This is a genomic window from Enterobacter pseudoroggenkampii, assembly GCF_026420145.1.
In the GTDB taxonomy this organism is placed as follows: Bacteria; Pseudomonadota; Gammaproteobacteria; order Enterobacterales; family Enterobacteriaceae; genus Enterobacter; species Enterobacter pseudoroggenkampii.
This window is the reverse complement of the sequence record NZ_JAPMLV010000001.1, coordinates 2,417,661-2,435,859: the sequence shown is the minus strand read 5'-3', so window position 1 is coordinate 2,435,859 and position 18,199 is coordinate 2,417,661. Positions and strand designations below refer to the sequence as shown.

The window sequence follows — 18,199 nt, the reverse complement described above, 5'->3', positions numbered from 1 at the left end:
AATAGCGCGAAGCCAGGCTCAACAGTCACCACGGACCATTTGCAATGGTGAACAATATGACCGACTTAACCGCGCAAGAAGCCGCTTGGCAGACCCGGGATCATCTGGATGACCCAGTCATTGGCGAACTGCGCAACCGTTTTGGGCCGGATGCCTTTACTGTTCAGGCTACCCGCACCGGGGTACCCGTTGTTTGGGTGAAGCGTGAGCAATTGCTGGAAGTTGTCGATTTCCTCAAGAAATTGCCAAAACCGTACGTCATGCTGTTTGACTTACACGGCATGGATGAACGTCTGCGTACCCACCGCCAGGGTCTCCCTGCTGCGGATTTTTCCGTTTTCTACCACCTGATCTCAATAGACCGTAATACGGATATCATGCTCAAGGTGGCATTGTCTGAAAACGACATGCATCTGCCGACGATCACCAAACTTTTCCCGAACGCCAACTGGTACGAGCGTGAAACCTGGGAAATGTTCGGCATGACCTTTGACGGCCACCCGCACCTGACGCGCATCATGATGCCGCAGACCTGGACAGGCCACCCGCTGCGTAAAGACTACCCGGCACGTGCCACCGAATTCGATCCGTTTGAGCTGACCAAAGCCAAGCAGGATTTGGAGATGGAAGCGCTGACCTTCAAACCGGAAGACTGGGGCATGAAGCGCGGTACCGACAACGAGGACTTCATGTTCCTCAACCTCGGTCCGAACCACCCGTCTGCGCACGGTGCATTCCGTATTATTCTTCAGCTTGATGGCGAAGAGATTGTCGACTGCGTACCTGACATCGGTTACCACCACCGTGGTGCTGAGAAGATGGGCGAGCGTCAGTCCTGGCACAGCTACATTCCGTATACCGACCGTATTGAGTACCTCGGCGGCTGCGTCAACGAGATGCCATACGTGCTGGCCGTTGAGAAACTGGCGGGTATCGTTACGCCGGATCGCGTTAACGTGATTCGCGTCATGCTGTCAGAGCTATTCCGTATCAACAGCCACCTGCTGTATATCTCCACCTTCATTCAGGACGTCGGCGCGATGACCCCGGTCTTCTTCGCCTTTACCGACCGTCAGAAAATCTACGATCTGGTGGAAGCGATTACCGGTTTCCGTATGCACCCGGCCTGGTTCCGTATCGGCGGTGTGGCACACGATCTGCCGCGCGGCTGGGACCGTCTGCTTCGTGAATTCCTCGACTGGATGCCAAAACGTCTGGCCTCTTACGAGAAAGCCGCGCTGCGCAATACCATCCTGAAAGGCCGTTCCCAGGGCGTTGCTGCCTACGGCGCGAAAGAAGCGCTGGAGTGGGGGACGACAGGTGCAGGTCTGCGTGCGACCGGTATTGATTTCGACGTGCGTAAAGCCCGTCCTTACTCTGGCTATGAGAACTTCGACTTTGAAGTCCCGGTGGGCGGCGGTGTTTCCGACTGCTACACCCGCGTGATGCTGAAAGTAGAAGAGCTGCGCCAGAGTCTGCGCATCCTTGAGCAGTGCCTCAACAACATGCCGGAAGGCCCGTTCAAGGCGGATCACCCGCTGACGACGCCGCCACCGAAAGAGCGCACGCTGCAACATATCGAAACCCTGATCACCCACTTCCTGCAGGTTTCCTGGGGTCCGGTCATGCCGGCGCAAGAATCCTTCCAGATGATTGAAGCGACCAAGGGTATTAACAGTTACTACCTGACCAGTGACGGCAGCACCATGAGCTACCGTACCCGCGTGCGTACGCCGAGCTTTGCGCACCTGCAGCAGATCCCGTCCGCCATCCGCGGCAGTCTGGTCTCCGACCTGATTGTGTATCTGGGTAGTATCGACTTTGTTATGTCAGATGTGGACCGCTAATTATGCACGAGAATCAACAACCACAAACCGAGGCTTTTGAGCTGAGTGAAGCAGAACGTGCCGCTATTGAGCACGAGATGCACCACTACGAAGACCCGCGTGCGGCGTCCATTGAAGCGCTGAAAATCGTACAGAAACAGCGTGGTTGGGTGCCGGATGGGGCGATCTATGAGATCGCGAAAGTGCTGGGTATTCCGGCAAGTGACGTAGAAGGCGTAGCCACGTTCTACAGCCAGATCTTCCGTCAGCCGGTAGGCCGCCATGTGATCCGCTACTGTGACAGCGTAGTCTGCCACATCACCGGTTATCAGGGCATTCAGGCTGCGATTGAGAAGAAGCTCAATATCAAGCCGGGCCAGACCACGTTCGATGGACGCTTTACTCTGCTGCCAACCTGCTGCCTGGGTAACTGCGACAAGGGGCCGACCATGATGATTGATGAGGACACTCACAGCCATCTGACGCCGGAAGCGATTCCTGACCTGCTGGAGCAGTACAAATGAAAACTGTAATTCGTACTGCTGAGACGCATCCGCTGACCTGGCGTCTGCGCGATGACAAACAGCCGGTATGGCTCGACGAATACCAGAGCAAAAACGGCTATGCCGGCGCGCGTAAAGCCCTTGGCGGCATGGCGCCGGACGACATCGTTAACGCGGTAAAAGAGTCTGGCCTGAAAGGGCGCGGCGGTGCGGGCTTCTCCACCGGTCTGAAGTGGAGCCTGATGCCAAAAGACGAATCCATGAACATCCGTTACCTGCTGTGTAACGCCGATGAAATGGAGCCGGGCACCTATAAAGACCGCCTGCTGATGGAACAACTGCCGCACCTGCTGGTGGAAGGCATGCTGATCTCCGCGTTTGCGCTGAAAGCGTACCGTGGCTACATCTTCCTGCGCGGTGAGTACATCGAAGCGGCGGAAAACCTGCGTCGTGCGATTGCCGAAGCCACCGAAGCGGGCCTGTTGGGTAAAAACATCCTGGGCACCGGGTTTGACTTCGAACTGTTCGTGCACACCGGCGCTGGGCGTTACATCTGCGGTGAAGAAACCGCGCTGATTAACTCCCTGGAAGGCCGCCGCGCGAACCCGCGTTCCAAGCCACCGTTCCCGGCAAGCTCCGGCGTATGGGGTAAACCGACCTGTGTAAACAACGTCGAAACCCTGTGTAACGTTCCGGCTATCCTCGCCAACGGCGTGGAGTGGTATCAGGGCATCTCCTCAAGCAAAGATGCCGGTACCAAGCTGATGGGCTTCTCCGGTCGCGTTAAAAATCCTGGCGTCTGGGAACTGCCGTTCGGTACTACCGCACGTGAAATTCTTGAAGACTACGCGGGCGGCATGCGCGATGGCCTGAAATTCAAAGCCTGGCAGCCGGGTGGGGCAGGGACTGACTTCCTGACCGAAGCCCACCTTGACCTGCCGATGGAATTCGAAAGCATTGGTAAAGCAGGCAGCCGTCTGGGTACGGCGCTGGCGATGGCCGTCGACCACGAGATCGGCATGGTCTCGCTGGTGCGTAACCTGGAAGAGTTCTTCGCCCGCGAGTCCTGCGGCTGGTGTACACCGTGCCGTGATGGTCTGCCGTGGAGCGTGAAGATCCTGCGTGCAATCGAACGTGGCGAAGGCCAGCCTGGGGATATCGAGACGCTTGAGCAACTGTGTCGATTCTTAGGCCCGGGTAAAACCTTCTGTGCCCACGCACCGGGTGCCGTCGAACCTCTGCAGAGCGCGATCAAATATTTCCGCGACGAGTTCGAAGCAGGCATCAAGCAGCCGTTCAGCAATACCCATGCAATCAATGGGATTCAGCCGAACCTGCTTAAAGCGCGCTGGTAACGACAAGAATTTTGATTAACGCTCGGTTTCGACCGAGCCAACTGGAAGCATGCTAATGGCTACGATTCATGTAGACGGCAAAGAATACGAAGTCAACGGGGCGGACAACCTGCTGGAAGCTTGTCTGTCTCTTGGCCTCGATATTCCGTACTTTTGCTGGCATCCGGCGCTGGGCAGCGTCGGTGCTTGCCGCCAGTGTGCGGTGAAGCAATATCAAAACGCGGAAGACACGCGTGGTCGCCTGGTGATGTCCTGTATGACGCCAGCCACCGAAGGCACCTTTATTTCGATTGATGACGAAGAAGCCAAACAGTTCCGCGAAAGCGTGGTGGAGTGGTTGATGACCAACCACCCACACGACTGTCCGGTTTGTGAAGAGGGCGGTAACTGCCACCTTCAGGATATGACCGTGATGACCGGTCACAGCTTCCGTCGCTATCGCTTTACCAAGCGTACCCACCGTAACCAGGACCTGGGGCCGTTCATCTCTCACGAAATGAACCGCTGCATCGCCTGCTACCGCTGCGTGCGTTACTACAAAGACTATGCAGACGGTCAGGATCTGGGCGTGTATGGCGCGCATGACAACGTCTACTTCGGTCGTCCGGAAGACGGCGTGCTGGAGAGCGAATTCTCCGGTAACCTGGTAGAAATCTGCCCGACCGGCGTATTCACGGATAAAACCCACTCCGAGCGTTACAACCGTAAATGGGACATGCAGTTTGCGCCAAGCATCTGCCAGCAGTGTTCCCTCGGCTGTAACACCAGCCCGGGTGAGCGCTACGGCGAACTGCGCCGTATCGAAAACCGTTACAACGGTACCGTTAACCACTACTTCCTCTGCGACCGCGGTCGTTTCGGCTATGGCTATGTGAACCTGAAAGACCGTCCGCGTCAGCCGGTTCAGCGCCGTGGCGACGACTTCATTACCCTGAACGCTGAACAGGCGATGCAGGGCGCGGCAGATATTCTGCGCCAGTCGAAGAAAGTGATCGGTATCGGCTCCCCGCGCGCCAGCATCGAAAGCAACTTCGCGCTGCGCGAACTGGTCGGGGCGGAAAACTTCTATACCGGTATCGCCCAGGGCGAGCAGGAACGTCTGCAGCTGGTACTGAAAGTGCTGCGTGAAGGCGGTATTCATACCCCTGCGCTGCGCGAAATCGAATCCTATGATGCGGTCCTGGTGCTGGGTGAAGACCTGACCCAGACCGGTGCTCGCGCGGCTCTGGCGGTTCGTCAGGCGGTGAAGGGTAAAGCACGTGAAATGGCAGCGGCGCAAAAAGTGGCTGACTGGCAGATTGCGGCGATCCTGAACATCGGTCAGCGCGCGAAGCATCCTCTGTTTGTGACCAACGTCGACAACACCCGTCTGGACGACATCGCGGCGTGGACCTACTGCGCACCGGTTGAAGATCAGGCGCGCCTTGGCTTTGCCATTGCCCACGCGCTGGACAACAACTCACCGGCGGTAGAACTGGATCGCGACCTGCAGAACAAGGTTGACGTGATTGTTCAGGCCCTGGCCGGTGCGAAGAAACCGCTGATTATTTCCGGGACCAACGCCGGCAGCGCTGAGATCATTCAGGCGGCAGCCAACGTGGCCAAAGCCCTGAAAGGCCGCGGTGCTGACGTCGGCGTGACCATGATTGCCCGTGCGGTGAACAGCATTGGTCTGGGCATGATCGGCGGCGGCTCGCTGGAAGCTGCGTTAAGCGAACTGGAATCCGGTGCCGCTGACGCCGTGGTGGTGCTGGAAAACGACCTGCATCGTCATGCTTCTGCCGCTCGCGTTGACGCCGCGCTCTCCAAAGCGCCGCTGGTGATGGTCATTGACCATCAGCGCACCGCGATTATGGACAAAGCGCACCTGGTGCTCTCTGCGGCAAGCTTCGCAGAAAGCGACGGTACGGTTATTAACAACGAAGGCCGCGCCCAGCGTTTCTTCCAGGTTTATGACCCGGCTTACTACGACAGCAACACCGTGATGCTGGAGAGCTGGCGCTGGCTGCACTCCCTGCACAGCACCGTGCAGAGCCGTGAAGTGGACTGGACGCAGCTCGACCACGTTATCGACGCGGTGGTGGAAAAACTGCCTCAGCTGGCAGGCATTAAAGATGCCGCGCCTGAAGCAAGCTTCCGCATTCGCGGCCAGAAACTGGCGCGTGAACCGCACCGTTACAGCGGCCGTACTGCAATGCGCGCCAATATCAGCGTGCACGAACCGCGCCAGCCGCAGGATAAAGACACCATGTTCGCCTTCTCCATGGAAGGGAACAACCAGCCGTCTGCGCCGCGTTCGCAAATCCCGTTCGCATGGGCACCGGGCTGGAACTCCCCGCAGGCGTGGAACAAGTTCCAGGCTGAAGTGGGCGGCTCCCTGCGCCACGGCGATCCGGGCGTGCGTCTGATTGAAGCTTCCGAAACCGGTCTGGACTTCTTCAGCACCGTACCGGCGAGCTTCCAGGCGCAGGACGGTAGCTGGCGTATTGCGCCGTACTACCACCTGTTCGGTAGCGACGAGCTGTCCCAGCGTTCACCGGTCTTCCAGACCCGTATGCCGCAGCCGTACATCAAGCTCAACCCGGCGGATGCCGCGAAGCTTGGCGTTAACGCGGGCGCGAACATTGCCTTTAGCTATGACGGCCAGACAATCAGCCTGCCGCTGATTATCTCCGAAAGTCTGACAGCAGGGCAGGTCGGTCTGCCGATGGGTATGCCTGGCATCGCGCCGGTTCTGGCGGGTGCGCGTCTTGATAACCTGCAGGAGGCAAAAGCATGAGTTGGTTAACGCCGGATCTTATCGACATCCTGCTGAGCATTCTGAAAGCGGTTGTTATCCTGCTGGTGGTGGTCACCTGCGGCGCGTTCATGAGCTTTGGTGAACGTCGTCTGCTCGGTCTGTTCCAGAACCGTTACGGACCGAACCGCGTGGGCTGGGGTGGTTCACTCCAGCTGGTCGCGGACATGATCAAGATGTTCTTTAAAGAGGACTGGATCCCGCGCTTCTCGGATCGCGTGATCTTTACTCTGGCACCGATGATCGCTTTCACCTCGCTGCTGCTGGCGTTTGCTATCGTGCCGGTCAGCCCGACCTGGGTGGTCGCTGACCTGAACATCGGCATTCTGTTCTTCCTGATGATGGCAGGCCTCGCGGTTTACGCGGTCCTGTTCGCAGGCTGGTCCAGTAACAACAAATACTCGCTGCTGGGTGCGATGCGTGCTTCCGCGCAGACCCTGAGCTACGAAGTGTTCCTGGGTCTTTCCCTGATGGGCGTGGTGGCGCAGGCCGGTTCATTCAACATGACCGACATCGTCAACAACCAGGCCGACATCTGGAACGTTATTCCGCAGTTCTTTGGGTTTATCACCTTTGCCATCGCGGGCGTGGCCGTGTGTCACCGTCACCCGTTTGACCAGCCAGAAGCCGAACAGGAACTGGCCGACGGTTACCACATCGAATATTCCGGTATGAAATTCGGTCTGTTCTTCGTGGGCGAGTACATCGGTATTGTCACCATTTCCGCGTTGATGGTAACGCTGTTCTTCGGTGGCTGGCATGGCCCGTTCTTACCGCCGTTCATCTGGTTCGCGCTGAAAACCGCGTTCTTCATGATGATGTTCATTTTGATTCGCGCAGCGTTACCGCGTCCGCGTTATGACCAGGTAATGTCCTTCGGCTGGAAAGTGTGCCTGCCGCTGACGCTCGTCAACTTGTTGGTAACGGCGGCTGTCATTCTCTGGCAGCAGCCATAAGGGGCTATAGACCATGACCTTAAAAGAATTACTGGTAGGCTTCGGTACCCAGGTACGCAGTATCTGGATGATCGGCCTGCACGCGTTTGCCAAACGCGAAACCCGGATGTACCCGGAAGAGCCGGTATATCTGCCGCCGCGCTACCGTGGCCGTATCGTGCTGACGCGCGATCCGGACGGTTCCGAGCGCTGCGTTGCCTGTAACCTGTGTGCGGTTGCGTGTCCGGTAGGCTGTATCTCTCTGCAGAAAGCAGAGACGGTAGACGGCCGCTGGTACCCTGAGTTCTTCCGCATCAACTTCTCACGCTGCATCTTCTGCGGTCTGTGTGAAGAAGCGTGCCCAACCACGGCGATTCAGCTGACTCCAGACTTCGAGCTGGGTGAGTACAAGCGTCAGGACTTGGTGTACGAGAAAGAGGATCTGCTGATTTCCGGTCCGGGCAAATACCCGGAATATAACTTCTACCGGATGGCGGGTATGGCAATCGACGGCAAAGATAAAGGCGAAGCAGAGAACGAAGCTAAGCCTATCGACGTCAAGAGCCTGTTACCGTAAGGAGAGGGCAATGGAATTCGCTTTTTATATCTGTGGCCTTATCGCCATCCTGGCTACGCTGCGAGTGATCACGCACACCAATCCGGTGCATGCGCTGCTGTACTTAATCATCTCGCTGCTGGCCATTTCCGGGGTGTTCTTTGCACTGGGCGCGCACTTCGCCGGTGCGCTGGAAATCATCGTCTACGCCGGGGCCATTATGGTGCTGTTCGTGTTCGTGGTGATGATGCTGAACCTGGGCGGCTCTGAAATTGAGCAGGAACGTCAGTGGTTAAAACCGCAGGTGTGGATTGGCCCGGCAATTCTGTCGGCCATCATGCTGGTGGTGATCGTTTACGCCATTCTGGGTGTTAACGATCAGGGCATCGACGGCACGCCGATTGGCGCGAAAGAGGTCGGTATCACGCTCTTTGGCCCATACGTTCTGGCAGTGGAACTGGCCTCAATGCTGCTGCTGGCAGGTCTGGTTGTGGCTTTCCACGTTGGCCGCGAAGAGCGTGCTGGCGAGGTGCTGAGCAACCGCACTGACGACCGCGCGAAAAGAAAAACGGAGGAGCGCGCATGATCCCCTTAACACATGGACTGATCCTCGCTGCGATTTTATTCGTTCTGGGTCTGACCGGTCTGGTTATCCGCCGCAATCTGCTGTTTATGCTGATCGGGCTGGAAATCATGATTAACGCCTCCGCGCTGGCCTTCGTGGTCGCCGGAAGCTACTGGGGCCAGACCGATGGTCAGGTGATGTACATTCTCGCCATCAGCCTCGCGGCTGCCGAAGCGAGTATTGGCCTGGCGCTGTTGCTGCAGCTCCATCGTCGCCGCCAGAATCTGAACATCGATTCAGTAAGTGAGTTGCGTGGATGAACATGCTTGCCTTAACCATTATTTTTCCGCTGATTGGCTTCGTGCTGCTGGCGTTTTCTCGCGGCCGCTGGTCTGAGAATCTGTCTGCAACCGTCGGCATGGGCTCTGTTGGCCTGGCCGCGCTGGTGACAGCGTATGCGGGTATCGACTTCTTTAACAACGGGCGTCAGCCTTTCAGCGTGCCGCTGTGGACCTGGATGTCGGTCGGTGATTTCAACATCGGTTTCAACCTGGTGCTGGACGGCCTCTCGCTGACCATGCTTTCCGTGGTTACCGGCGTTGGCTTCCTGATCCACATGTTCGCCTCCTGGTATATGCGCGGTGAAGAGGGGTACTCCCGCTTCTTCGCCTACACCAACCTGTTTATCGCCAGCATGGTGGTTCTGGTCCTGGCCGATAACCTGCTGCTGATGTATCTGGGCTGGGAAGGCGTGGGTCTGTGTTCTTACCTGCTGATCGGTTTCTACTATACCGATCCGAAGAATGGCGCAGCGGCCATGAAAGCGTTCATCGTGACCCGCGTGGGTGACGTCTTCCTCGCTTTCGCGCTGTTCATTCTTTACAACGAACTGGGCACGCTGAACTTCCGCGAAATGGTGGAACTGGCGCCAGCGCACTTCGCCGCAGGCAATAACATGCTGTGGTGGGCAACGCTGATGCTGCTGGGTGGTGCCGTGGGTAAATCCGCGCAGCTGCCGCTGCAGACATGGCTGGCAGACGCGATGGCGGGTCCAACCCCTGTCTCCGCGCTGATCCACGCTGCGACCATGGTCACCGCCGGTGTCTACCTGATTGCGCGTACCCATGGCCTGTTCCTGATGACCCCGGAAATTCTGCATCTGGTAGGTATCGTCGGTGCGGTCACGCTGGTGCTGGCAGGCTTTGCCGCGCTGGTGCAGACCGACATCAAACGCGTTCTCGCGTACTCCACCATGAGCCAGATTGGTTACATGTTCCTGGCGCTGGGCGTTCAGGCGTGGGACGCAGCCATTTTCCACCTGATGACGCACGCGTTCTTTAAAGCGCTGCTGTTCCTCTCATCCGGTTCGGTGATCCTGGCCTGCCACCACGAGCAGAACATCTTCAAGATGGGCGGACTGCGTAAGTCCATCCCGCTGGTTTATGTCTGCTTCCTGGTGGGCGGCGCGGCGCTGGCGGCACTGCCGCTGATCACCGCGGGCTTCTTCAGTAAGGACGAAATCCTTGCGGGTGCCATGGCGAATGGTCATATCAATCTGATGGTTGCGGGTCTGGTCGGTGCGTTCATGACCTCCCTGTATACCTTCCGTATGATTTTCATCGTATTCCACGGTAAAGAACAAATTCACGCTCACGCAGGGAAGGGGATCACCCATCACCTGCCGCTGATTGTGCTGCTGGTACTGTCCACCTTCGTTGGCGCGATGATTGTGCCGCCGCTGCAGGGCGTACTGCCAGACACCACCGAGCTTGAGCACGGTCGCGTTCTGACGCTTGAAATCACCTCCGGTGTGGTCGCTATCGCGGGCATCCTGATCGCTGCATGGCTGTGGCTGGGCAAACGTACGCTGGTGACTGCCGTTGCCAACAGTGCGCCAGGCCGCCTGCTGGGCACCTGGTGGTACAACGCATGGGGCTTCGACTGGCTGTACGACATGATCTTCGTTAAGCCGTTCCTGGGCATTGCGTGGCTGGTGAAGCGCGACCCACTGAACAGCCTGATGAATATCCCGGCGATCCTCTCCCGCTTTGCAGGTAAAGGCCTGCTGTACAGCGAGAACGGTTACCTGCGCTGGTATGTGGCGTCCATGAGCATCGGTGCGGTTGTCGTGCTGGCGCTGCTGATGGTGTTGCGTTGATCGTTAAGTGAATTTTATTCGAATTCGTTGAAAATCAGGCCCCTGCTGGGGGCCTTAAAAAGGAATGTAAATCGCCATGTTACTACCCTGGCTAATATTAATTCCCTTCATCGGCGGCTTCCTGTGCTGGCAGACTGAACGCTTTGGCGTGAAGATGCCGCGCTGGATCGCGCTGATCACCATGGGATTGACGCTCGCGCTTGGCCTGCAACTGTGGTTGCAGGGCGGTTACTCACTGACCCAGTCTGCGGGCATTCCGCAGTGGCAGTCTGAGTTCATCCTGCCGTGGATCCCGCGTTTCGGCATTACGATCCACCTGGCGATTGACGGTCTGTCGCTGCTGATGGTGGTGCTGACCGGTCTGCTCGGCGTTCTGGCGGTACTCTGCTCCTGGCGTGAAATCGAAAAATACCAGGGCTTCTTCCACCTGAACCTGATGTGGATCCTGGGCGGCGTGATCGGCGTGTTCCTTGCTATCGACATGTTCCTGTTCTTCTTCTTCTGGGAGATGATGCTGGTGCCGATGTACTTCCTGATCGCGCTGTGGGGCCACAAGGCGTCCGACGGTAAAACGCGTATCACGGCGGCAACCAAGTTCTTCATCTATACCCAGGCGAGTGGTCTGGTGATGTTGATTGCCATTCTGGCGCTGGTGTTTGTTCACCATAACGCGACCGGAACCTGGACCTTCAACTACGAAGAACTGCTGAAGACGCCAATGTCCCACGGCGTTGAATACCTGCTGATGCTGGGCTTCTTCATCGCGTTCGCGGTGAAAATGCCGGTGGTTCCGCTGCACGGCTGGCTGCCAGACGCGCACTCTCAGGCACCAACGGCGGGTTCCGTTGACCTGGCGGGCATCTTGCTGAAAACGGCGGCCTACGGTCTGCTGCGTTTCGCTCTGCCGCTTTTCCCGAACGCCTCCGCAGAATTCGCACCGATTGCCATGTGGCTGGGTGTGATCGGTATCTTCTACGGTGCCTGGATGGCCTTCACGCAGTACGACATCAAGCGTCTGATTGCCTACACCTCCGTTTCCCACATGGGCTTCGTGCTGATTGCTATCTACACAGGCAGCCAGCTGGCGTACCAGGGGGCGGTGATCCAGATGATTGCGCACGGTCTGTCCGCAGCCGGTCTCTTCATCCTGTGCGGCCAGCTGTATGAACGTCTGCACACCCGTGACATGCGTATGATGGGCGGTCTGTGGAGCAAAATTAAGTGGCTGCCAGCGCTCTCCATGTTCTTCGCGGTGGCGACTCTGGGGATGCCGGGTACCGGTAACTTCGTCGGCGAATTTATGATTCTGTTCGGCAGCTTCAAAGTGGTACCGGTGATTACCGTGATCTCCACCTTTGGTCTGGTGTTCGCTTCCGTCTACTCGCTGGCGATGCTGCACCGCGCGTACTTCGGTAAAGCGAAGAGCGAAATTGCTGCACAAGAACTGCCGGGGATGTCGCTGCGTGAGCTGTTCATCATCCTGCTGCTGGTCGTACTGCTGGTGCTGCTGGGCTTCTTCCCGCAGCCGATTCTGGATACCTCGCACAGCGCGATGGGCAATATCCAGCAGTGGTTTGTTAATTCTGTTTCTACTACAAGGCCGTAATTCGCCATGACAATAACTCCACAACAACTGATCGCGCTGCTACCGCTGCTGATCGTCGGATTGACGGTGGTGGTTGTGATGCTCTCCATTGCGTGGCGACGCAATCACTTCCTGAATGCCACGCTGTCGGTCATCGGCCTGAACGCCGCGTTAGTCTCTCTCTGGTTTGTTGGCCAGGGTGGGGCGATGGACGTCACCCCGCTGATGCGCGTTGACGGTTACGCCATGCTGTATACCGGTCTGGTGCTGCTGGCGAGCCTGGCAACCTGTACCTTTGCGTACCCGTGGCTCGAAGGCTACAACGACAACAAAGAAGAGTTTTACCTGCTGGTTCTGATTGCCGCGCTGGGCGGCATTCTGCTGGCGAATGCGAACCACCTGGCCGCGCTGTTCCTCGGCATTGAGCTGATCTCTCTGCCGCTGTTCGGTCTGATTGGTTACGCCTTCCGCCAGAAGCGCTCCCTGGAAGCAAGCATCAAGTACACTATCCTGTCTGCGGCGGCGTCCTCGTTCCTGCTGTTTGGTATTGCGCTGGTGTATGCACAGTCCGGTAACCTCTCCTTCATGGCGCTCGGCAAGAGCCTCGGTGACGGCATGCTGCATGAGCCGCTGCTGCTGGCGGGTCTGGGCATGATGATCGTTGGCCTCGGTTTTAAACTCTCTCTGGTGCCGTTCCACCTGTGGACGCCAGACGTCTACCAGGGCGCTCCGGCTCCGGTGTCGACCTTCCTGGCGACGGCGAGCAAAATCGCTATCTTCGGTGTGGTCATGCGTCTGTTCCTGTACGCACCGGTAGGTGACAGCGAAGCGGTTCGCGTGGTGCTGGGCATTATCGCGTTCGTCTCCATCATCTTCGGTAACCTGATGGCGCTGAGCCAGACCAACATCAAACGTCTGCTGGGCTACTCGTCTATCTCTCATCTGGGCTACCTGATGGTGGCGCTGATTGCGCTGCAGAGCGGTGAGATGTCGATGGAAGCCGTGGGCGTCTATCTGGCCGGCTACCTGTTCAGCAGCCTCGGTGCCTTCGGCGTGGTGAGCCTGATGTCCAGTCCGTACCGTGGTCCGGATGCCGATTCACTGTTCTCCTACCGTGGTCTGTTCTGGCACCGTCCGATCCTGTCTGCGGTGATGACGGTGATGATGCTCTCTCTGGCAGGTATTCCGATGACGCTCGGCTTTATCGGTAAGTTCTACGTGCTGGCCGTCGGTGTGCAGGCGCACCTGTGGTGGCTGACTGCGGGCGTGGTGATCGGCTCCGCGATTGGTCTCTACTACTACCTCCGCGTGGCCGTGAGCCTGTACCTGAGCGCACCTCAGCAGCTCAACCGCGATGCCCCAACCAACTGGCAGTACAGTGCCGGTGGTATCGTAGTGCTTATCTCCGCGCTGCTGGTGCTGATCTTCGGTATCTATCCGCAACCGCTGATTGAGATCGTGCAGCGAGCAATGCCATTAATGTAAAGACAAAAAACCCGCCTCGGCGGGTTTTTTTATGGTTTTCTCCCTCTCCCCGTGGGAGAGGGCCGGGGTGAGGGCACCAGCCCGCACCATGCTTAAGCCAGCTGCTTCCGGCTAATCAACGGCCCGTCAATCTTCTTCATCGAGCGGTCCAGCACTTCCTCAATCACTGACGACAGCTCGTTCAGCTCAAACTTCGCCACATACCCGTCCGCCTTCACCTTGCGAATATGGTCTTCGTTGGCGTTGCCGGAAAGGGAAGAGTGGATCACCACCGGAATATCTTTCAGTACCGGGTCGGTTTTGATTTTGCGCGTCAGCGTAAAGCCGTCCATTTCTGGCATTTCGAGGTCGGTCAGCACCAGCGCGATCTTATCGGTGATGGGAACCCCTTCAGCCTGGGCCTGTGCCGCCAGCACGCCAATTTTCTCCCACGCTTCTTTGCCGGTGATATGCAGCTGGGCCGGGATCTCCATGGCCTGCAGACCTTTCTCCAGCATCGAGCGCGCCACTTTGGAGTCTTCCGCGACGATGGCGACAGCGCCTGGCTTGATATGGAATTTGGTGGTCTTCAGATTCGTGGCGTGCAGATCGTGATTGGCCGGGGTGATGTCATACAGGATCTGCTCAACGTCCAGCACCATCGCCAGATCGTTGGTATCGGTCTTCTCGTCAAGACACGCGATACTGGTGATGTAGCGGCCGCTGACGGCGGTTTCCGCCGCGTGCACCTGCTTCCAGTCCAGACGCATGATGTTCTCAACCGATTCCACGGCAAACGCCTGCACGCTGCGCGCATATTCGGTGATCAGCAGAATGTTCAGCCCGGTGGTGGGCTTACAGCCCGCCACGGCGGCCAGGTCAATCACCGGGATCACCTGATCGCGAATATTCACCATTCCCATCAGCGGTGACTTCATCCCGGCGGGTTTCGTGAACTCCGGCATCGGCACAATTTCACGCAGCTTAAAGACGTTAATGCCAAACAGCTCAGATTTATTTTCGTTCAGAGAGGTGCCAAGACGGAACAGCAACAGTTCAAAACGGTTCGACAGGGTCAGATTCGCCCTGTCATCAATATCTTTCTGGAAATTATCCATTCTACCCTCGAGAGAAATGCTGACCTTTTAATCGTTATCGGCATCCTGAGGGAAAAATGAAGGACTAAACGCTGACCTGAGCGAAATCTTCGGCCAGCTCACATTCCGGAAACAGCGTGCGGCACTCTGTCAGCAGGCTTGCGCATCCCCGCGCGTCGTAGCGCGAGCTGACGTGGGTGACGATGAGCCTCCCGACGCCCGCGTCACGGGCAAGCTGCGCCGCCTGACGCGTGGAGCTATGGCCCCGGCTGTTGGCTTTCTCTTCCATCGCCGTTTCAAGCGTCGCTTCATGCACCATCACGTCCACGCCCTGGGCCAGCGTGAGCGCCGCCGGGCACGGGGCCGTATCGCCAAAAATCGCCAGCTTTTTGCCGGGCTGTGGGGCGGCGAGATAATCCTGGCCGTTGATGACGCGTCCGTCCTCCAGCGCGACGGTCTCTCCATGCTTCAGACGCTGGAACAGCGGTCCGGGTTTTACGCCGTCGGCCATCAGCGCGGCGGCATCCAGCGCGCCGGGTTTGTCATGCGCTTCAATACGGTAGCCATAGCATTCCACTGGATGATTAAGTGGTTGAGCAGTAACCCGATAATCCCCGTCATCGAATACCAGGCCTTTGGTAATCTCAACGACCTCCAGCGGATAATCGGTCCATGACCCGCTCAGGCGCAGCGTGGTTTCAATAAATTCACGAATACCCGCAGGCCCGTAAATCGTCAGCGGGTTGGCGTTACCGGCCATCGAGCGGCTGCACAGCAGGCCCGGAAGGCCAAACAGATGGTCGCCATGCAGATGGGTGATAAAAATTTTATCCAGCTTGCCGGGGTGATAAGCGGTGTGTAATAGCTGATGCTGCGTCCCTTCACCACAGTCAAACAGCCACAGCCCGCCGCGGGTGGGGTGTTTAAGATCCAGCAGGATCGCCGTCACGTTCCGTGAGCGGGTTGGTACGCCAGCGGACGTACCCAGAAAAATCAGTTCCATAACGCAATCAGCCCTTTGCCGAACGGGGAGGGGTTTAGTATAACGTGATGAACCCCAGGAAGGAGACTGACATGATCCAGTGGCAAGATTTACACCATAGTGACCTCACCGTTCATTCACTTTACGCCCTGCTGAAGCTGCGCTGCGAAGTGTTTGTGGTTGAACAGACCTGCCCGTATCAGGACATCGACGGCGATGACCTCGTCGGCGAGAACCGCCATATCCTCGGCTGGCGGGATAACGAGCTGGTGGCGTATGCGAGGATTCTGAAAAGCGAAGACGATTTTGAGCCTGTTGTCATTGGCCGCGTCATCATCAGCGGCAAAGCGCGTGGTGAAAAACTCGGCTATCAGCTGATGGAGAAAACGCTGGAGGCGTGCCAGAAACAGTGGCCGGACAAAGCGTTATACCTGGGCGCGCAGGCGCACCTGCAGTCCTTCTACGGCCACTTTGGCTTCGTGCCCGTCACCGAGGTGTACGATGAAGACGGCATTCCCCACATCGGCATGGCGCGAGAAGCGAAGCAGGCGTAATAGCGAGTCGTTGGCTATAGTTAGCGGACTGGTGTACTAACATGGAGAAAAATATGTCATTTCAATCCTGGGATACCCGTATCGACGACGACCTGGCCTTACTGAGCGAAACGCTGGAAGAGGTGTTACGTTCCTCGGGCGACCCTGCCGATCAGAAATATATTGAGCTAAAAGCCCGCGCCGAGCAGGCGCTGCATGAAGTGAAAAACCGCGTCAGCCATGCGTCTGATACCTACTACTACCGCGCTAAAAAAGCGGTGTACCGTGCCGATGATTACGTGCATGAAAAACCGTGGCAGGGCATTGGAGTAGGTGCTGCCGTAGGCCTGGTGCTGGGGCTGCTGTTGGCCCGTCGTTAAGCCGTTTAACCACTCCCTATACGTGGGTACTGATATTTCGTATGGTACCCCGTATAATACGAGGCTTTAACAGGGAGAGGTTCGCGTGAATTCGATTTTCCTCGCGCTGGAGCAACTGCGTACCCAGCTATCGCAAGCGTTACCCGCAGCACCCGGCATACGTCATTTCGACGTCTCTTTCCCGTTAAACGACGCCTTTGATCCCCTCGCCTGGCTGGGCGAGCAGCAGTATTATCCGCAGTTTTACTGGCAGCAGCGTAACGGCGATGAAGAGCTGGCTGCGCTGGGAGCGGTTATCCCTTTTTCCTCTCTGGCGTTAGCCTCGCAGTTTTTGCGCGAGCAAAACGCAGCAGGTGATACCCGTATCTGCGGGCTGAACGCCTTTAATCCGGAGCAGAGCAGCCTCTTTTTACCGCGGCTGCTCTGGCGACGCACCGCCGGCAACGCCACGCTGCGCCTGCAGCTGTGGAGCGACCGCTCGCTTGAGGAGGATGCCCGCGCCGCGCTGGATTTTTTACAGCAGCTCCGTCCTGCGAGATCTATCCGTCCGCTGTCCGTTCAGGTTGAGCACGAAACCCATCAGCCGCAGCAGGCCGAATGGATGACGCTTATCCGCATGGCGACAGAGACCATCGCGCGCGGTGATTTTGAAAAAGTGGTTCTCGCCCGGGCAACCGATATTCAGGTTACACAGCGCGTTAACCCTGTCGCGCTGATGGCGGCCAGCCGCGCCCTGAATTTACACTGCTACCATTTCTGCATGGTATTCAACGCCAGCAACGCGTTTCTTGGCTCGACGCCCGAGCGTCTCTGGCGGCGGCGCGGCACGCTGCTGCGCACGGAAGCGCTGGCGGGCACCGTTGCCAGCCATACCGATGATAGCCAGGCGCAGCGTCTCGGCGAGTGGTTGCTTAACGACGATAAAAACCAGCGCGAAAATATGCTGGTCGTGGAAGATATCTGTCAGCGTCTTCAGCACTACACGCAGACGCTTGAGGTACTGCCCCCTCAGGTGGTGCGCCTGCGTAAAGTGCAGCATTTGCGCCGCTGTATCTGGACCGAGCTCAAACAGGCCGATGATGAGCAGTGTCTGCTCATGCTACAGCCGACCGCGGCCGTAGCCGGATTACCCCGACAGCCTGCGCGCGAGTTTATTCAGAAGGTTGAGCCCTTTAACCGCGAGTGGTACGCCGGTTCTGCCGGGTATTTATCGCCCGATCAGAGTGAGTTCTGCGTGGCGTTGCGCTCCGCGCGCGTCCAGGATGACTCCCTGCGGCTCTATGCCGGTGCCGGCATTGTCAGCGGGTCTGACCCGGAACAGGAGTGGCAGGAGATCGAAAACAAAGCCGCCGGATTGCGCTCTCTGCTCCTAAGGGATTAATACTGAATCGCGCAATCCCGATTCATATCAAAATTCCAATTTTTTCTATTATTTATACTGTGTCGCATTCTTGATACCGGAC

General features: G+C 57.6%; 16 protein-coding genes. 14 read left to right on the top strand and 2 right to left on the bottom strand.

The genetic code is table 11. The annotated features are described in order from the left end of the window. Positions 1-44 precede the first annotated feature (44 nt). The 11 genes from nuoC to nuoN all read left to right on the top strand — a co-directional run bounded on the left by nuoC (position 45) and on the right by nuoN (position 13,765). The gene (gene nuoC / locus OTG14_RS11855; RefSeq protein WP_023312537.1) at positions 45-1,847 is read left to right on the top strand and encodes an NADH-quinone oxidoreductase subunit C/D; all 1,803 of its coding nucleotides are present in this window, start codon (positions 45-47) and stop codon (positions 1,845-1,847) included. 2 nt (positions 1,848-1,849) lie between these two features. Beyond that, complete coding sequence (nuoE, locus tag OTG14_RS11850; protein ID WP_006176513.1) at positions 1,850-2,350, top strand: NADH-quinone oxidoreductase subunit NuoE; 501 nt, start codon at positions 1,850-1,852, stop codon at positions 2,348-2,350. Then, positions 2,347-3,684, top strand: coding sequence for an NADH-quinone oxidoreductase subunit NuoF (gene nuoF, locus OTG14_RS11845; protein WP_008500209.1), 1,338 nt, complete (start codon positions 2,347-2,349; stop codon positions 3,682-3,684). Before nuoE ends, nuoF begins: the two co-directional genes overlap by 4 nt. Positions 3,685-3,739: 55 nt before the next feature. After that, positions 3,740-6,463 (top strand): NADH-quinone oxidoreductase subunit NuoG, encoded by a 2,724-nt coding sequence (gene nuoG / locus OTG14_RS11840; RefSeq protein WP_267215113.1) that lies wholly within the window; start codon positions 3,740-3,742, stop codon positions 6,461-6,463. After that, complete coding sequence (gene nuoH / locus OTG14_RS11835) at positions 6,460-7,437, top strand: NADH-quinone oxidoreductase subunit NuoH (protein ID WP_047346615.1); 978 nt, start codon at positions 6,460-6,462, stop codon at positions 7,435-7,437. The genes nuoG and nuoH overlap by 4 nt, the downstream gene beginning before the upstream one ends. A 13-nt stretch (positions 7,438-7,450) precedes the next feature. Continuing rightward, a complete protein-coding gene (gene nuoI, locus OTG14_RS11830; RefSeq protein WP_003861491.1) occupies positions 7,451-7,993 on the top strand; it encodes an NADH-quinone oxidoreductase subunit NuoI in 543 nt (180 codons plus the stop codon). Between the two features lie 10 nt (positions 7,994-8,003). Continuing rightward, the gene (gene nuoJ / locus OTG14_RS11825) at positions 8,004-8,558 is read left to right on the top strand and encodes an NADH-quinone oxidoreductase subunit J (protein WP_008500212.1); all 555 of its coding nucleotides are present in this window, start codon (positions 8,004-8,006) and stop codon (positions 8,556-8,558) included. Beyond that, positions 8,555-8,857 (top strand): NADH-quinone oxidoreductase subunit NuoK, encoded by a 303-nt coding sequence (nuoK, locus tag OTG14_RS11820; protein WP_003861496.1) that lies wholly within the window; start codon positions 8,555-8,557, stop codon positions 8,855-8,857. The genes nuoJ and nuoK overlap by 4 nt, the downstream gene beginning before the upstream one ends. After that, on the top strand, positions 8,854-10,695 hold the full coding sequence (gene nuoL / locus OTG14_RS11815; RefSeq protein ID WP_024908969.1) for an NADH-quinone oxidoreductase subunit L: 1,842 nt from the start codon (positions 8,854-8,856) through the stop codon (positions 10,693-10,695). Before nuoK ends, nuoL begins: the two co-directional genes overlap by 4 nt. A 76-nt stretch (positions 10,696-10,771) precedes the next feature. Then, positions 10,772-12,301: an NADH-quinone oxidoreductase subunit M gene (gene nuoM / locus OTG14_RS11810; RefSeq protein WP_024908970.1), complete on the top strand. Its 1,530-nt coding sequence runs from the start codon at positions 10,772-10,774 to the stop codon at positions 12,299-12,301. Between the two features lie 6 nt (positions 12,302-12,307). Then, positions 12,308-13,765, top strand: coding sequence for an NADH-quinone oxidoreductase subunit NuoN (gene nuoN / locus OTG14_RS11805; RefSeq protein WP_061714719.1), 1,458 nt, complete (start codon positions 12,308-12,310; stop codon positions 13,763-13,765). A 92-nt stretch (positions 13,766-13,857) separates the two neighbouring features. Here nuoN and OTG14_RS11800 read toward each other — a convergent pair whose 3' ends face one another. Together OTG14_RS11800 and rbn are read right to left on the bottom strand one after the other, a co-directional pair. Continuing rightward, on the bottom strand, positions 13,858-14,862 hold the full coding sequence (locus OTG14_RS11800; protein WP_024908219.1) for a chemotaxis protein: 1,005 nt from the start codon (positions 14,860-14,862) through the stop codon (positions 13,858-13,860). Between the two features lie 64 nt (positions 14,863-14,926). Then, positions 14,927-15,844, bottom strand: a complete 918-nt coding sequence (gene rbn / locus OTG14_RS11795; RefSeq protein ID WP_267215112.1) for a ribonuclease BN — start codon at positions 15,842-15,844, stop codon at positions 14,927-14,929. Positions 15,845-15,915: 71 nt separating this feature from the next. Between rbn and OTG14_RS11790 the strand changes: the two genes are divergently transcribed. The 3 genes from OTG14_RS11790 (at position 15,916) to menF (ending at position 18,117) form a co-directional block, all read left to right on the top strand. Then, positions 15,916-16,377, top strand: coding sequence for a GNAT family N-acetyltransferase (locus OTG14_RS11790; RefSeq protein ID WP_048992437.1), 462 nt, complete (start codon positions 15,916-15,918; stop codon positions 16,375-16,377). 53 nt (positions 16,378-16,430) lie between these two features. Then, the gene (gene elaB, locus OTG14_RS11785) at positions 16,431-16,736 is read left to right on the top strand and encodes a stress response protein ElaB (protein WP_008500219.1); all 306 of its coding nucleotides are present in this window, start codon (positions 16,431-16,433) and stop codon (positions 16,734-16,736) included. An 85-nt stretch (positions 16,737-16,821) separates the two neighbouring features. Then, positions 16,822-18,117: an isochorismate synthase MenF gene (gene menF / locus OTG14_RS11780; protein WP_267215111.1), complete on the top strand. Its 1,296-nt coding sequence runs from the start codon at positions 16,822-16,824 to the stop codon at positions 18,115-18,117. The last annotated feature ends 82 nt before the right edge of the window (positions 18,118-18,199 follow it).